This window comes from Tenacibaculum piscium (assembly GCF_021390715.1).
Lineage (GTDB): Bacteria > Bacteroidota > Bacteroidia > Flavobacteriales > Flavobacteriaceae > Polaribacter > Polaribacter piscius.
Genome location: NZ_JAJGWT010000001.1, coordinates 354,049 through 370,172 on the forward strand (window position 1 = coordinate 354,049; position 16,124 = coordinate 370,172).

15 protein-coding genes are annotated in these 16,124 nt (G+C 32.4%); 3 read left to right on the forward strand and 12 right to left on the reverse strand.

The genetic code is table 11. The annotated features are described in order from the left end of the window. Positions 1–48: 48 nt before the first annotated feature. The 12 genes from ftsA to L0U77_RS01665 all read right to left on the reverse strand — a co-directional run bounded on the left by ftsA (position 49) and on the right by L0U77_RS01665 (position 13,717). Entirely contained in the window at positions 49–1,428 is a 1,380-nt protein-coding gene (ftsA, locus tag L0U77_RS01610; RefSeq protein WP_101918092.1) for a cell division protein FtsA, read from the reverse strand. After that, the gene (locus tag L0U77_RS01615) at positions 1,415–2,155 is read right to left on the reverse strand and encodes a cell division protein FtsQ/DivIB (RefSeq protein WP_101918093.1); all 741 of its coding nucleotides are present in this window, start codon (positions 2,153–2,155) and stop codon (positions 1,415–1,417) included. The genes ftsA and L0U77_RS01615 overlap by 14 nt, the downstream gene beginning before the upstream one ends. 1 nt (position 2,156) lies before the next feature. Next, complete coding sequence (gene murC, locus L0U77_RS01620; RefSeq protein ID WP_193706266.1) at positions 2,157–3,503, reverse strand: UDP-N-acetylmuramate--L-alanine ligase; 1,347 nt, start codon at positions 3,501–3,503, stop codon at positions 2,157–2,159. Next, positions 3,481–4,590 (reverse strand): undecaprenyldiphospho-muramoylpentapeptide beta-N-acetylglucosaminyltransferase, encoded by a 1,110-nt coding sequence (murG, locus tag L0U77_RS01625; protein ID WP_193699597.1) that lies wholly within the window; start codon positions 4,588–4,590, stop codon positions 3,481–3,483. Before murG ends, murC begins: the two co-directional genes overlap by 23 nt. Then, positions 4,574–5,830: an FtsW/RodA/SpoVE family cell cycle protein gene (locus tag L0U77_RS01630; protein WP_101918096.1), complete on the reverse strand. Its 1,257-nt coding sequence runs from the start codon at positions 5,828–5,830 to the stop codon at positions 4,574–4,576. The genes murG and L0U77_RS01630 overlap by 17 nt, the downstream gene beginning before the upstream one ends. 37 nt (positions 5,831–5,867) lie before the next feature. Further along, positions 5,868–7,202 (reverse strand): UDP-N-acetylmuramoyl-L-alanine--D-glutamate ligase, encoded by a 1,335-nt coding sequence (gene murD / locus L0U77_RS01635; RefSeq protein ID WP_233900650.1) that lies wholly within the window; start codon positions 7,200–7,202, stop codon positions 5,868–5,870. Between the two features lie 47 nt (positions 7,203–7,249). Continuing rightward, positions 7,250–8,476, reverse strand: coding sequence for a phospho-N-acetylmuramoyl-pentapeptide-transferase (mraY, locus tag L0U77_RS01640; RefSeq protein WP_233885823.1), 1,227 nt, complete (start codon positions 8,474–8,476; stop codon positions 7,250–7,252). Continuing rightward, a complete protein-coding gene (locus tag L0U77_RS01645; RefSeq protein WP_101918099.1) occupies positions 8,476–9,954 on the reverse strand; it encodes a UDP-N-acetylmuramoyl-L-alanyl-D-glutamate--2,6-diaminopimelate ligase in 1,479 nt (492 codons plus the stop codon). Before L0U77_RS01645 ends, mraY begins: the two co-directional genes overlap by 1 nt. Beyond that, on the reverse strand, positions 9,955–11,967 hold the full coding sequence (locus L0U77_RS01650) for a penicillin-binding protein (protein ID WP_233861258.1): 2,013 nt from the start codon (positions 11,965–11,967) through the stop codon (positions 9,955–9,957). Positions 11,968–11,975: 8 nt separating this feature from the next. Then, a complete protein-coding gene (locus tag L0U77_RS01655; protein ID WP_233885825.1) occupies positions 11,976–12,305 on the reverse strand; it encodes an FtsL-like putative cell division protein in 330 nt (109 codons plus the stop codon). A gap of 61 nt (positions 12,306–12,366) precedes the next feature. Beyond that, positions 12,367–13,263 carry a 16S rRNA (cytosine(1402)-N(4))-methyltransferase RsmH gene (gene rsmH / locus L0U77_RS01660; RefSeq protein ID WP_101918102.1) on the reverse strand — a complete coding sequence of 299 codons (897 nt, stop codon included), beginning with the start codon at positions 13,261–13,263 and terminating at the stop codon, positions 12,367–12,369. Further along, positions 13,250–13,717 carry a division/cell wall cluster transcriptional repressor MraZ gene (locus L0U77_RS01665; RefSeq protein ID WP_101918103.1) on the reverse strand — a complete coding sequence of 156 codons (468 nt, stop codon included), beginning with the start codon at positions 13,715–13,717 and terminating at the stop codon, positions 13,250–13,252. Before L0U77_RS01665 ends, rsmH begins: the two co-directional genes overlap by 14 nt. A gap of 201 nt (positions 13,718–13,918) precedes the next feature. Here L0U77_RS01665 and L0U77_RS01670 point away from each other — a divergent pair, with 201 nt between their 5' ends. Genes L0U77_RS01670 through L0U77_RS01680 form a run of 3 tightly spaced genes read left to right on the forward strand, consistent with a single transcriptional unit; the run spans position 13,919 to position 16,059 of the window. Further along, the gene (locus tag L0U77_RS01670; RefSeq protein ID WP_101918104.1) at positions 13,919–14,683 is read left to right on the forward strand and encodes an alpha/beta fold hydrolase; all 765 of its coding nucleotides are present in this window, start codon (positions 13,919–13,921) and stop codon (positions 14,681–14,683) included. A 26-nt stretch (positions 14,684–14,709) separates the two neighbouring features. Further along, the gene (yihA, locus tag L0U77_RS01675) at positions 14,710–15,321 is read left to right on the forward strand and encodes a ribosome biogenesis GTP-binding protein YihA/YsxC (RefSeq protein ID WP_101918105.1); all 612 of its coding nucleotides are present in this window, start codon (positions 14,710–14,712) and stop codon (positions 15,319–15,321) included. A 51-nt stretch (positions 15,322–15,372) separates the two neighbouring features. Continuing rightward, positions 15,373–16,059: an RluA family pseudouridine synthase gene (locus tag L0U77_RS01680; RefSeq protein WP_193706265.1), complete on the forward strand. Its 687-nt coding sequence runs from the start codon at positions 15,373–15,375 to the stop codon at positions 16,057–16,059. Positions 16,060–16,124: the final 65 nt, after the last annotated feature.

Genomic DNA, 16,124 nt, shown 5'->3' on the forward strand with positions numbered 1-16,124 from the left:
GGGGGATTAATAGCGGTAATATCTTGTTTTTTTCTTATCTTTTTTATTTTATTCTACGTTGTCTAAAAACTCTTTAAATCTATCTGCAAATTTATCAAAAAAAGATTTTGATTTAGACGGATTCGCTTTTGATACGTGCTCTTTTTTTCTTTCTTGTTCTTTCAGAAACGCTTCTTTTTGGATATCGCTATCAGCTTGAGCTTCTAAAATTATTTTTTCTTCGGATTCTTTAGCAACAACTTTTGGAGCTACAGGAATTGTTTTTACATCTTTGTATAAACCTTCCATTAATAAACCTACAGCGGTTGCATATTCTGGGCTTGCTAAGGCATCTGAAGAATCTCCAGATAAATGTTCATTAGGATACCCTATACGAACGTCCATTCCAGTTATATATTCTACTAATTGTCGTAAATGTTTTAATTGTGCCCCTCCACCTGTTAATACGATTCCTGCAATTAGCTTTCCTTTTTGAGTTTCATGCCCATATTTTTTTATTTCTAAATACACATGATTTACAATTTCTTGTACTCTGGCATGAATTATTTTTGATAAATTTTTAAGGCTAATTTCTTTAGGTTCTCTACCTCTTAATCCGGGGATAGAAACTATTTCAGTTTCTGTATTTTCTCCAGGCCATGCCGATCCGAATTTTACTTTGAGTAATTCCGCTTGTTTTTCGATAATAGAGCATCCTTCTTTGATATCTTCTGTAATAATATTTCCACCAAATGGGATTACGGCTGTATGTCTAATAACGCCGTCTTTAAATATTGCTAAATCGGTTGTACCGCCTCCGATATCAATTAAAGCGACTCCAGCTTCTTTTTCTTCTTGGCTTAATACGGCTAATGCCGAAGCTAAGGGTTCTAGGGTGATGCTTGCTAGGTTTAACCCTGCGCTGTTTACACATCTGGTTATATTTCTGATAGAAGAAACTTGTCCAACAACTACGTGAAAATTGGCTTCTAATCTTCCACCATACATTCCGATAGGTTCTTTAATATCGGATTGGCTATCTACTTTATATTCTTGCGGTAAGACGTGAATAATTTCTTCACCAGGTTGCATTCCTAATTTATGTACTTGTCCAACAAGGCTTTCAATATCTTGTTCATTAATTACGATATCTGATTTTTGACGTGTAATATAATCGCTATGATGTAGGCTTCTAATATGTTGTCCTGCAATGCCTACGACTACATTTTCTACGGATTGTCCCGATACACTTTGTGCCTCTTCAATAGCTTGTTGAATGGACATAATTGTTTGGGTAATATTATTTACCACACCCCGTTTTACACCTAAACTTTTAGCTCTACCAATACCCAAAACCTCTAATTTGCCTTGTTCGTTTTCACGTCCGATCATAGCAACAATTTTGGTAGTACCGATATCTAAACCAACTGCAATTTTATTTTTCTTCATCTTGCTTTTGTTTTGTGCACACAACTTGATTGTGGTATTTTACATTTATTGTCTTATAATTTTTAATTGTTTTATCAATTAATGCTTTATTATAAAATGCGATTAATTTTTTAAACTTTACGGATACATTTTCTAGTTTTCCAAAAAGAATTTGATATGTTCCGCTACGAACTGTAAATATATATTGATTTTCAATATTTTTTTGAATTCCTATAATTTCTTTACTAAAAAAATTATATTCTTCAATTTTGTTGATTAAAATTAGTAATTCGTTGATATCTTTTTGGTTTTTAATTCCTGATACAAACGGCACTCTTGCTGAAAAATTTTGTGATAACGGGATTTCTACTCCAAATTTATCAATATAATATGATTCATTTTTATTTACAATTCTGGCAATTGGTGTACGTTGTTTTATCAATGTTTTGAGCACTCCGTTAATGGTTAAATAGACGGTTGCTTTTTCCACATACGGATTTTCGGAAACATTTTTCTCCAGAAAATGTAAATTTACTATTCTTTTTGGTTGATTTTTAACAAATTCATTATTTTGTCTTAACATTTTATCAACCATACTGTGTGTCAAGAAGTTATTATCTCCTTCTTCGAATTCTACGACAGTATTTTCAATGATTTTCGTGCCATTTTTATTGGTTGTAAATCCGTATAAAAAAGCAAAAAAAAGCAACAACAACAAAAAAGACAGATATGTAGTTATTGTTTTCATTTTAACACTGGTATTTTTTATTCAAATCTTCTTTTATTTGAGGCACTAATAGCCCGATATCTCCTGCCCCAATCATTATTACAATATTAGACCCATTTTTCAAGATTTCGTCACTTAAATTCTCCTTAGCAACCAACATTTTATTTTCCATGATTACTTTGTCTAATAGCCAAGTTGAATTGACACCTTTTATGGGCAATTCTCTTGCTGGATAAATGTCTAACAATAACAGCGAATCGAATTTAGAAAGTGCGTTTGCAAAATCATCTACAAAATCTTTTGTTCTGGTAAATAAGTGTGGTTGAAACACGCCTAATACTTTTTTATTCGGATACATTTCTCGTACTGAATTAATCACGGCATTTATTTCTGTTGGATGATGTGCATAATCATCAATCAGCACTATTTTTTCGGTTTTAATTTTGTAGGAAAACCTACGTTGAACGCCTTTAAAAGTTTTGAGTTGATGTTTAATATTTTCTAATGAAATCCCGTAAACATCTGCCATTGCTAATGCAGCTAAGGCATTCATCATGTTGTGTTTTCCTGGTAAATTAAATTCAATATTTTTTATTTCTGATGTTGGCGTTTTCACATCAAATATATAATTTCCTGTACCTATTTTAACATTATATGCCTGATAATCGGCAGTTTCATCAATGGCGTATGTAAGTCCTTTTAAAGGCAATCCTTTGGCGATAATTAGTGTATCGGTAACTTTATTTGCAAATTCGTTAAAAGAGGCTTGTAACATTTCATTTTCACCATAGATGTCTAAATGATCGGCATCCATGGAAGTAATACAGGCGATATTTGGTGATAATTTCAAGAAAGATCTATCAAATTCATCTGCTTCTACGACCGAAATTTTATCTTCACCTAAAATCAGGTTTGAGTTATAATTTTCAGCGATTCCTCCTAAAAAAGAAGTTGCTTTTACAGGTTGCATAATATGCCCTAAAATTGCAGAAGTCGTTGTTTTTCCGTGCGTTCCTGCCACAGCCAAACATTTGGTATTTTTAGTTATTTCCCCTAAAATTTCGGCTCTTTTTAGCACTTTGAAGCCATTATTAATAAAATAATTTAATTCTTGATGCGTTTTAGGTATTGCGGGAGTGTACACCACGAATGTTTCTTGTTTATTTAAGCAAGAAGTTTCGATATTTTCTACGGCATCTTCAAAGTGAATTTTCACTCCAATATTTTCTAATTTTTGTGTTATTGGGCTTGGTGTTTTATCGTATCCAAATACGTTTTTTCCGTTTACGGCAAAATATTGTGCAATAGCACTCATTCCGATTCCTCCAATTCCTATAAAATAGACGTTATGTATTGCTTTTAAGTTCACTAATTAATTGTGCTATTTCGTTAACGATTTCTTTTGTTGCGTTTGGCAATGCCAATGCTTTTATATTTTTGCTTAAACTTTTTTGCTTTTCGGTGTCTTTGAGTAGTTTTTTTATTACTGTTTGAAAAGTTTCGAGTTCATTTTCTTTGATTAGAATTGCGCCATTTTTTTCAACGATTGCTGTTGCATTTTTTGTTTGATGATCTTCGGATACATTTGGCGATGGTATAAAAATGGTTGGTTTTCCTACGATACACAATTCTGACACAGAACTTGCTCCGGCTCTTGATACTATAAAATCTGCGGATGCGTATGCTAAGTCCATTTTAGTAATAAAGGGATAAACTTGTACGTTTATTTTTTGGTTATATTTTTGATATTCTTCAAAATATAATTTACCGCATTGCCAGATTAATTGAACATTTTCTTGTTCAAAGAGTTCTAGATTTGTTTCAATTAATTGATTTATTTTTCTGGCTCCTAAACTTCCGCCTAAAATCAGGATTGTTTTTTTAGTTGTATCTAGTTTAAAAAAGGTTTTTCCTTCGGATATTTTAGTTTGAATATTCAATAAATCTTGGCGAACAGGATTTCCTGTTTTTATAATTTTATCTTTCGGAAAAAAGCGTGTTAAATTATCGTAAGCGACACATATTTTGCTGGCTTTTTTGCTTAATAATTTATTAGTAATTCCAGGATATGAATTTTGTTCTTGTATAAGTGTTGGTATTTTTTTTTGATTAGCGATCATTAAGGTTGGTCCGCTAGCAAACCCACCTGTACCGATTGCGACATCTGGCTTAAAATTTTTAATAATAACGTGTGCTTTGTATAAACTGTGTACTAATTTTATAGGAAACAGCATATTTTTAAGGGTTATTTTTCGTTGGATTCCTGAAATCCACAAACCTTTAATTGGGTATCCTGCTTGCGGAACTTTTTCCATTTCCATTTTATCTTTTGCGCCTACAAACAAGATACTTGCCAATGGATATCTGTTTTTTAGTTCGTTTGCAATAGCGATAGCAGGATAAATATGTCCACCAGTTCCGCCACCACTTATAATTACCTTAATTGTTGGTTTCATCTAGTTTATTTAAGGGGTTTTCTTCTATATCTGTTGGCATTTCGCCTGTCATTTCTCCTGATATTTCGTTTTCTAATTCATCTTCTAATACCGCTAATGTTTTTGATGCTTCATTTGCAGAAGCACTCACACTTAATATAATTCCTAAAGCAAAACAAGTCATCCAAATAGAAGTACCACCACTACTAATTAAGGGAAGTGTTTGCCCAGTTACGGGTAATATATTTACGGCTACTGCCATGTTTATCATGGCTTGAAAGACAATTGGAACTCCAACACCAATGACCAATAAAGTTCCAAAAACAGTAGTTGCTTTCTTGGCTGTAACTAAAATTCTTAATAATAAGAAAAAATAGATAAAGGCAACTAAAACAGCACCTAGAAGACCATATTCTTCAATAATAATGGCATATATAAAATCCGAAGAAGATTGTGGTAAAAAGTTTTTTTGTACACTTTTACCAGGACCTCTTCCTAGCATTCCACCTGTTACAATGGCTATTTTAGCTTTTTCTACTTGATAATTTTCTGTTCCGTTTGATTTTGAAAAACCTTCAATTCGACTTTTCCAAGTACTTACACGGTTGGGCATTAATTCAGGAAAAGCTTTTGTTATCAGTACAAAAAACAAGAGTAAAAAAACACCAATTCCCAGAATATAACTCAGATATTTCACAGGATATCCACCGATAAAAGTAAGTAGTAAAACCATTAAAAAAATAATAGCTGTTGTCGAAAAATTGGCAGGAAGTACCAATAATAATATAATAGAGACTGGCAACCATAATTTCACCAGACTTTGTTTAAAGTTTTTTTTCACATGCTGATTTCTCGCTAAATAACTCGATACAAAAACCATCAAAACTAAACCCGCCAACGTAGATGTCTGAAAACCAATCCCTACAAATGGAATATTAAGCCATCTACTTGCATTTGCACCTCCTATTTCTCTACCTTGTGCTAGAGTAACAACTAACAATATCGCTACGATTGGAAACATAATAATCGTCATACCGCTAAAATATTTATACGGAACTTTATGTACGCCATAAATTACTCCAAAACCAGTTATTAGCAACACCATGTGTTTTATTAAATGTCCAATTGTAGAGCCGTTACCAACTACATATACTAGGTTGGTACTTGCGCTATATATGGGCATAAATGAAAATATTGCCAAAATGGTAACGATAGCCCAAATAGCTTTATCTCCTTTTATATATTGAAAGATAACTTTCATTAATTCGATTATTTTTTATTTATTTTTATAAACTTTATTATAACTCTTGAATTGCTTTTTTAAATTGAATACCTCTATCCTGATAATTTTTAAACAAATCGAAACTAGCACAAGCTGGTGATAACAATACGGTATCTCCTTTTTCGGCGAGTTTATTGGCGATATTTACCGCTTTTTTTGCTGTGTTTGTTGCGACTAAAACAGGTACAACGTTTCCAAAAGTTGCTATAATTTTTTCATTATCGATTCCTAAACAAACAATTGCTTTGACTTTTTCTTTTACCAAAGGCATTAAAACTTGATAGTCATTTCCTTTATCAACACCACCTACTACCCAAATTGTTGGGCTATCCATAGCATCTAAGGCATAAAAAACGGCATCAATATTCGTGGCTTTACTATCGTTAATAAATTGTACGCCGTTAATTTTTCGCACATATTCCAAGCGATGTTCTACGGGTTTAAAATCCGCTAAACTTTGTGCTATATTTTTTGATGCTATGGCGAGTAATTTTGCGGTTATCGCTACTGCCATGGCATTTTTAATATTATGTTTTCCTTTTAAAGCCAGTTCAGAAACAGTCATTAAAACTTCTTCTGAAGTTAGCTTTAAGATAATCTTATTTTCTCTTAAAAAAGCACCATATTTCAATTCTTTTTGAATAGAAAACGGAATTTTTTGAGCCTTTGTAATGTTATTATCCAGCCAATTTTCGATAGCTTTATCATCGGCATCGTATAGTAAAAAATCGGTTGCTGTTTGATTTTTTGTAATGCGAAATTTTGAGTTTATATAATTGTCATAATTATATTGATATCTATCCAAATGATCTGGCGATATGTTGGTAATAACGGCAATATTTGGTTTAAAATCAACAATTCCATCTAATTGAAAACTACTTAATTCCAACACATAATTTTCATGTGATTTTTCGGCAACTAATTGAGCAAAACTATCGCCAATATTTCCACCAATACCGACATCAAAACCTGCTTTTTTCAGTAGATGTCCCATTAATAATGTGGTGGTGGTTTTCCCGTTAGAACCTGTGATTCCTATTATTTTAGCTTTGGTAAATTCACTAGCAAATTCAATTTCAGAAACTATTTTTATTTGTTTTGAAATTAACGCTTGTATTAAGCTTATATTATCGGGGATTCCAGGGCTTTTCATAACAATATCCGCTGAAAAGATAAGAGAATCGGTATGTTTATTTTGCTCAAAATTGATGTTATTTTCGAGCAATATTTTTTGATATTTTGGAGCAATAATTCCTTTATCAGACACAAAAATATCGAAGCCTTTTTGTTTGCCTAACAACGCTGTTCCCACGCCACTTTCTCCACCGCCAAGAATTACCAACCTTTTCATTTTATTTTATTTTTTGACTTATTTTTTTTGATTTCATTATTGATTTTCTATCTTAATTTTAGCGTTACGATGGTTAAAACGGCGAGTAAAATTCCAACAATCCAAAAGCGGGTAACTATTTTACTTTCGTGATAATTTAATTTTTGATAATGATGATGTAACGGTGCCATTTTGAAGATTCTTTTTCCTTCTCCGAATCTTTTTTTAGTGTATTTAAAGTAAAAAACTTGCAGTATTACCGATAAATTTTCAACGACAAAAACACCTGCTAAAATTGGCAATAACAATTCTTTACGAATAGCAATGGCAATTACAGCGATAATTCCTCCGATTGTTAAACTTCCTGTATCCCCCATAAATACTTGAGCTGGATACGTATTATACCAAAGAAAACCGATTAAAGCTCCTGCGAAAGCGAATATAAAAACGGTCATTTCTCCAGAATTCGGAATGTACATAACATCTAAATAATCGGCAAAAATAATATTTCCCGAAACCCATGCAAATATTGCCAAGGCGATTACCATAATTGCTGATGTTCCTGCTGCCAATCCATCAATTCCATCGGTTAAATTTGCACCATTTGAAATTCCTGTTACAATAAAAACAACTACAAATATGAAAATTATCCAACCATATTTTTGATAATCATCACCTAAAAAGCGAAATACTTTTGCGTACTCTAATTCATTATTTTTTAAGAAAGGAACGGTTGTTTTTGTTGATTTATGAGCTTCTCCAAATACTTTTATTTTTCCGTTAGCTTGAACAACCTGCTGTGCAATAGGTAATTGCTCTTTAATCGTAACATCAGGATGAAAATAAAGCATTGCTCCTACAATCACGCCCAAACCAACCTGACCTAACACTTTAAACTTTCCTTTTAAACCTGCTTTATCTTTTTTAAATACTTTGATATAATCATCTGTAAAACCAATTAAGCCCATCCAAACGGTGGTTATCAGTAAAATAATGATGTAAATATTTTCTAATTTAGCGAACAAAATTACGGGAACTAAGGTTGCTAAAATAATGATAAGTCCTCCCATTGTTGGCGTTCCTGCTTTTTGGACTTGTCCTGCTAATCCTAAATCACGAACGGTTTCCCCAATTTGCTGTTTTCTTAAAAAGCTAATTATTTTTTTACCAAATATTGTTGATATCAATAAAGAAGCTATAAATGCAATAGCGGCACGAAACGTAATAAATTGAAACACACTTGCGCCTGTTAAATTAAATTCGGTTTCTAAATATTGAAATATATAATAGAGCATTATGCTTTTTTTAGTTGATTAAAACAATTCATTACTTCTTCTAAATCATCAAAATGATGTTTAACACCATTAATATCTTGATAATTTTCGTGTCCTTTTCCTGCGATTACGATAATATCGCCTGTTATCGCTAATTTACAAGCTGTTTTGATGGCTTGTTTTCTATTTAGAATCGTCAATGTTTTTTTGTAATTTTCAGGCGATACTCCTGCTTCCATTTGGTCAAGAATTACTTGCGGATCTTCAGTTCGAGGATTATCCGAAGTAAAAATTGTTTGCGTACTTAATTGCGAAGCAATCATTGCCATTTTCGGACGTTTTGTGGTATCTCTATCGCCACCACATCCAACGACAGTTAGTACATTTTCGTTTCCTGTACGAATATCATTAATGGTTTCTAGTACATTTTTAAGAGCGTCAGGTGTGTGTGCGTAATCAACAATTGCGGTTACGCCATCGCTTGAAATCGTATATTCAAAACGTCCACTAACACTTTCTAAATCGCTTATCAGCCTTAAAATTTCTATTTTTTCGAGTCCTAATAAATCGGCAACGCCAAAAATAGCCAACAAATTAGAGGCATTAAATTCACCAATTAATTTACTCCAAACCTCAACGCCGTTTATAATTAACAACGTTCCTGAAAAACGTTTTTCTACTACTTTTCCTTTAAAATCAGCACCTGTTTTCAGGGCGTATGTTTTTTGGGTTGCTTTGGTATTTTGAAGCATTATTTTCCCATTTTTATCATCCATATTAACCAAAGCAAATGCCGATTTTGGTAACGTATCAAAAAACGATTTTTTAACATCACGATATTCTGCAAATGTTTTATGATAATCTAAATGATCGTGTGATAAATTAGTGAAAACACCGCCTACAAAATGCAATCCTTCGGTTCTTTTCTGATGGATTCCATGCGAGCTAACTTCCATAAAACAGTGGGTTACGCCTTGGTCAATCATCAACGATAAATATTTATTAATCGTCAAAGAATCTGGCGTTGTATGACTTGTTTTATGCGTTATTTCGTCGACCATAATTTTCACGGTGGATAACAAACCAACTTTATACCCTGCTTTTTTGAACAATTGATACAATAAAGAAGCAATGGTTGTTTTTCCATTAGTTCCTGTAACTCCTACTAATTTTATTTTTTTTGATGGGTTATCATAAAAATTAGTTGCCATAATTGCCAGTGCTGTATTAGTATTTTCAACCTCAACATAGGTAATTGCTTCTTTTTTATGTTCAGGGATATGTGCTGGAATTTTTTCACACACAACTACGGTTGCTCCTAAATCGATGGCTTTTTCTATAAATTGATGTCCATCAACAGTGCTTCCTTTTTGAGCAATGAAGAGGTCATTTTTTTGTATGAATCGGCTATCAAACTGAATCGTATTGATTAGAATATCAATATTTCCAGCAGTTTTAAGTATTGCTACTTTATATAATATGTCTTTTAATTTTTTCAATTACAGTAATTTTAAATAAACGGTTGCTCCTTTGGATACTTTTGTTCCATAATCAATAGATTGTTCGGTTACTTTTCCTATTCCAGTAAACTCGACTCGTAAGCCCATATTTTCTAATAATGCAACGGCATCCATACCGCTCATACCGACAACTCTAGGCATTATGGTTTTGTATTTTTTTAATTTTTCATAATAATCTTGATATTCTTGCTCAATACTTTCTGAGGAAATTTCATCAGAAACCAACTGATTATTAATAGGTGTTGTGGTATAAATTTTCTGAGCAATTTCTTTAAATATTGGCGCTGCGACTTTAGAACCATAATATCCTTTTTCTTTTTTAGGACTATGAACCACTACAATACAAGAATATTTAGGTTTATCAGCGGGAAAAAAGCCTGTAAACGAGGCAACATATTTTTTCTTTGAATAGTGTCCGTATACTGTATTTCCGTTTTTGTCTTTGTGTTTAGGAATCCATTTTTGTGCAGTTCCTGTTTTTCCTGCCATCGAAAAATTGGAAGAATAGATATTTTGAGCAGTTCCTCTTTTTACGGTATTTTCCATGATAGTTCTTACTTTATCGATGGTACTTTGCGATGCTATTTTTTGTTTTAAAACTTGAGGTTCAAAACGTTTCTCTACGTTTCCTCCAACTCTTAATTCTTTTACAAAAAAGGGTTTTACGAGTTTTCCGTTATTGGCAACGGCATTATAAAAGGTTAATACTTGGAGAGCTGTTAAGTGAACTCCGTATCCCCACGCCATCCATTCTAAGGATATTGGACTCCAATTTTTTTCTGAAGGATTTGGAATATATGGTTTTCCTTCTCCTTTTATTTTAACGCCTGTGAGTTGATCTAATCCAAAAGATTTAATTCGTTCTACAAATTTCTTTGGATTTTTATCGTAATTTTTTTGAATTGTTTTTACAATTCCAACATTTGATGATACTTCAAAAACACGAGCCAATGATATTTTACCATGTCCGCCGCTTTTACTGTCTTCTACTTTTCTATTATTAATATAAACTGTACCTGTACCGCAATCTACAATATCAGATGTATGAGCAAGTCTATCTTCCAAAACGGCCATTAAGCTTGCTAGTTTAAAGGTTGAACCAGGTTCATGACTTTCCCAAACGGCGTAATTTCTTTTTTCGTAATATTTTCCTTCGGATGTTCTTCCTAAATTGGAGATGGCTTTAATTTCTCCTGTTTCGACTTCCATGACTACGGCACATCCATGATCGGCTTCAAAAGATTCCAATTGTCTAAGCAATGCGTGATGCGTGATATCTTGAATATTCACATCAATAGTTGTAATAACATCGCTACCATCTATGGGTTCTTTTTCGTTTACATCATTGATAGGTTTCCACTGTCCTTTGGCAATTTTTTGTTTTAATCGCCATCCATTTTCACCTTGCATATAATCGGCAAAAGCACCTTCAATACCTGCGCCTCCTTTTTTATTATCGTATCCTATTGTCCTTGCGGCAATTTTGCCAATCGGATGTACTCTAACAGTACTTTGTTCGGCAATAAATCCGCCTCTGTAAAGTCCTTCATTGAAGATTGGAAATTTCCTCATTTTAGCACAATTATTATAGCCTATATTTCGAGCTATCAATAAGTAGCGATTTTTTCGTTTTCGAGCTCTTCTAATTTTTTTTTGATAATAGCTAGCAGGTTCGCCTAGCATTTTGGATAGTGAATCGGAAAGGGAGCGGATATTTTTTTCAAATACTTTCGAATTTATTACAACTGCATCCATCCTAATAGTATATTTTGTGATCGAAGTTGCTAATAAATTTCCATCAGCGGCATATACATTTCCTCTATTTGCAAATATGGTATCATTTTTAACGGTTTTTTCTAGCGAAAGTTTTCGATATTTATCACCATCTAAATACTGAAGTTTAAAAACCCTAAAAACAATGATAACTAAAAAAAGCGTCATTAAAGCTACAACTACATAGAGTCTGTTTAATATACTTTTTTTTACCACCATTATTTTTTTTATTGTTTTTTAGTTGTTACTTTTATTTTCTGAGGAGGCTTCCTTGCGGGAAACAACCCTTTATCTTTTACTTTTGCTCGAATACTGCTTTCGAGTCTCATTTTTGTCAATTCGGTACTAGTATCAAAATCTTCGGCTCTTAACTCGCTCTTTTTTTTATTTAACACTGCGATTTTCACAACTTTAGCATCTAAACTATGTGAACTTGATATCACAATCAATAATAAAACAACTATAAAAACTAGAATCCGCCAGTTTTTAAAGGAATCTTCATCTGTTAAAAATTTACCTCTTAAAACGTCGTAAAGACCTTTTTTCACTTTTAACATTATTTGACTTTTAACATTATTTTCATTTCACTTTTAAGTTACTTTTAAATTGCTTTTAGATTTATTTTAATGTTCCGATTCGTAATTTGGCACTTCTAGCTCTGTTATTGGCTTTAATTTCTTGATATGTTGGTATTATCAACTTCCCAATTTTCTTTAAAGGAACTGAAATATTCCCATAAAAATCTTTTTCTGGTTCTCCCACAAACAATCCTGTTCTTATAAAACGCTTCACCAATCTATCTTCTAAAGAATGATACGAAATAACGCTTAATCGTCCTTCTTCTTGTAATAATCCAGGGATTTGTTCTAAAAATTCTTTTAAAACTTCCAATTCTTGATTTACTTCAATTCGAACGGCTTGAAATATTTGTGCTAATATTTTATGTTCTTTTGCCTCTGGAAGAAATTCTTTTAATACTTCTTTCAATTGAAAGCTGGTTTGAATTTCTTGTTCTTGCCTTGCGGTTACAATTTTTTTTGATAAAGCTCTTGCATTTCGAAGTTCGCCGTATAAAAATAGGATATCGGCTAATTTTTCTTCGCTATATTTGTTGATGATTTTTTTGGCTGACAAATCAGATTTTTGATCCATTCTCATATCTAAATCGGCATCAAATCGAGTCGAAAACCCTCTTTCTGCTTCATCAAATTGATGAGAAGAAACGCCTAAATCGGCTAAAATTCCATCTACTTTTCGAATTCCGTAGAATCGTAAAAAACGAGCAATAAACCGAAAATTTTCACCAATCAGCACAAAACGTGGATCGTCAATTGTATTTTCTAAAGCATCTGGATCTTGGTCAAAAGCAAATAATTTTCCATTTTCACCTAACCTACTTAAGATTTCTTTTGAATGACCTCCGCCACCAAAAGTTACATCGACATATACGCCATCTTCTTTAACATTCAGTGCATCAACACTTTGCCTTAACAAAACTGGATTATGATACTTCATCTTTATCTGTATTACCCATTACCTCTTCTGCTAAATCAGCAAAATCAACAACAGCATCATCAATTACTTGTTCGTACTTATTTTTGTCCCAGATTTCTATGATATCAACAGCGGTACAAAGCACTAATTGCTTTTTAATACCAGCGTATTCACATAAATCTTTGGGTAGTAACAATCTTCCTGAAGCATCTGCTGATACGACTTTAACACCAGCGGTAAATCTTCTTATAAAATCGTTATTTTTCTTTACAAATCGATTTAATGTATGCATTTTTTGCATCACCAAATTCCAAGCTTCCATCGGATATAATTCCAAACAGGGCTGAAATACCGACCGCTTTATAATAAACCCATCTTTCAGTATATCAGATAATTGCGTTTTTAATGCCACAGGAAGCATACATCTTCCTTTAACATCTGCCGTGCATTGATATGTTCCAATTAAACTGATCAAATTAAACGTTTATAGTTTGCATCAAAAATAAAAAAAAATTACCACTTCTTACCACTTATCACCACTTTGTTCATAAATTTTGATGCTTCTTATAATAAATTGATGCTCAAGATATTTATCAAAAAAAAAAGCATCAAATAATAAAAATGAAAATTTCGTAAAAAAAGAGTACATTTGTGCTAAAGTCAAACCGAAAAATTAATGACTGATTTTCTAAAGAAAGAAGGTAAATTTACATACGCAGAAGCAGGAGAAGGTAGAGCATTAATCGTATTGCACGGTTTAATGGGCGCTCTTAGTAACTTTGATGAAACTTTTAAATATTTTTCTAAAAAAGGATACCGAGTTTTAATTCCTGAATTACCACTATACACGCTCCCCTTACTAAAAACTAACGTAAAAAATTTAGCCGATTATGTACACGATTTCATTGAATATAAAGAGCTTAAAAATGTTGTTCTTTTAGGAAATTCTTTAGGTGGACATATTTCGTTATATTATACAAAGCATTATCCGAAAGATGTTGATGCAATTGTTTTAACAGGTAGCTCTGGCTTATACGAAAAATCAATGGGCGATAGTTATCCGAAAAGAGGTAATTACGAATACATTGAAGCCAAAGCAAGAGAAGTTTTTTATGATCCTGAAATTGCCACCAAAGAACTTGTTGATGGTATTTACGACATTGTAAATGACCGAATTAAAGCCTTAAAAACGCTCTCGATTGCTAAAAGTGCAATTCGTCATAATATGGCGAACGATTTACCTACAATGCAACAACCAACCTGTCTTATTTGGGGAAAACAAGACGGCGTAACACCGCCTGAAGTTGCCGAAGATTTCCATAAATTATTACCAGATTCTGATTTATTCTGGATTGATAAATGTGGACACGCTGCCATGATGGAAACTCCTCAAGAATTTAATGAAATTTTAGAAAGCTGGCTTTCTAAACGAAATATATAATCGCAAAATAGCGTAACTTATTATTTATGAAAATAAAATCTGCTGATTTTGTAATGAGCAACAGTAATGTTATGAAAGCACCGAAGGATAGAATTCCTGAATATGCTTTTATAGGTCGCTCGAATGTTGGTAAATCTTCGTTAATCAATATGTTGATGCAACGTAAAGATTTAGCTAAAACATCTGGAAAACCAGGAAAAACACAACTTATCAATCATTTTAAAATAAATGAAGAATGGTTTTTAGTCGATTTACCTGGATACGGATACGCACAAATATCTAAAAAGAAACGAACTATTTTTCAGTTTTTTATTGAAAATTATTTCAAAGAAAGAGAACAACTTGTTTTTACCTTTGTTTTAATTGATTCTCGCCACGATCCGCAAAAAATAGATTTAGAATTTATGCAGTTTTTAGGAGAAAATCAAATTCCTTTTGGCATCGTTTTTACAAAAGCCGATAAATTAGGAACTTCTAAAATAAACAATCAAATAGCAAACTATAAAAAGAAATTATTAAAACACTGGGAAATACTTCCAACCTCTTTTCTTACCTCATCAGAAACAGGTTTAGGACGTGAAGAGTTTTTAACATTTATTGAGCAAACAAATCAAGATATTCTTAAAGATTTTCAATAATTCCTTTCCTTTAATATCCAAATTACTCCATTTTTAAGAGCTATTAAAAAAATGCATTCTACAAAAAACAATTTACACGTTTTACATGAAGACAATCATTTAATGATTATCAATAAAAGAGCTGGTGATATTGTTCAGGGTGATAAAACAGGGGACAAACCACTCTCTGAGGTTGTTAAAGAATACATTAAAGACAAATACAACAAACCTGGCGCTGTTTATTTAGGAACTGTTCATCGGTTAGATAGACCAACTTCAGGCGTTGTTATTTACGCAAAAACTTCAAAAGCATTAGAGCGATTGAATAAAATGTTGCGCGATAAAGTAATCAAAAAAACCTATTGGGCGGTTGTGAAAGATCAACCTAAGAAATCCGAAGATACACTTATCAATTTCTTAAAGAAAAATCCGAAGAATAATAAATCAACGGCATATCCAAAAGAAATTGACGGTAGTAAAAAAGCAATTCTTCATTACAAAACACTTAAAAATTTAGATAATTATTCGTTATTAGAAATTGATTTAGAAACAGGGCGTCATCATCAAATTCGAGTGCAATTATCCAATATTGGTGCTATCATAAAAGGCGATTTAAAATACGGAGCAAGACGAAGTAACAAAGATGGAAGCATTCATTTACACGCTCGTAACATTGATTTTATACATCCTGTAAGTAAAGAACGTATCAAAATTACAGCTCCAACGCCTAAAGATCCTATTTGGGATGCTTGCTTATAATTATCCTGATAAAACAGCAATAATTAACATCAAAAGAAACGGTTAAATTTGTATCTTTAAACAAA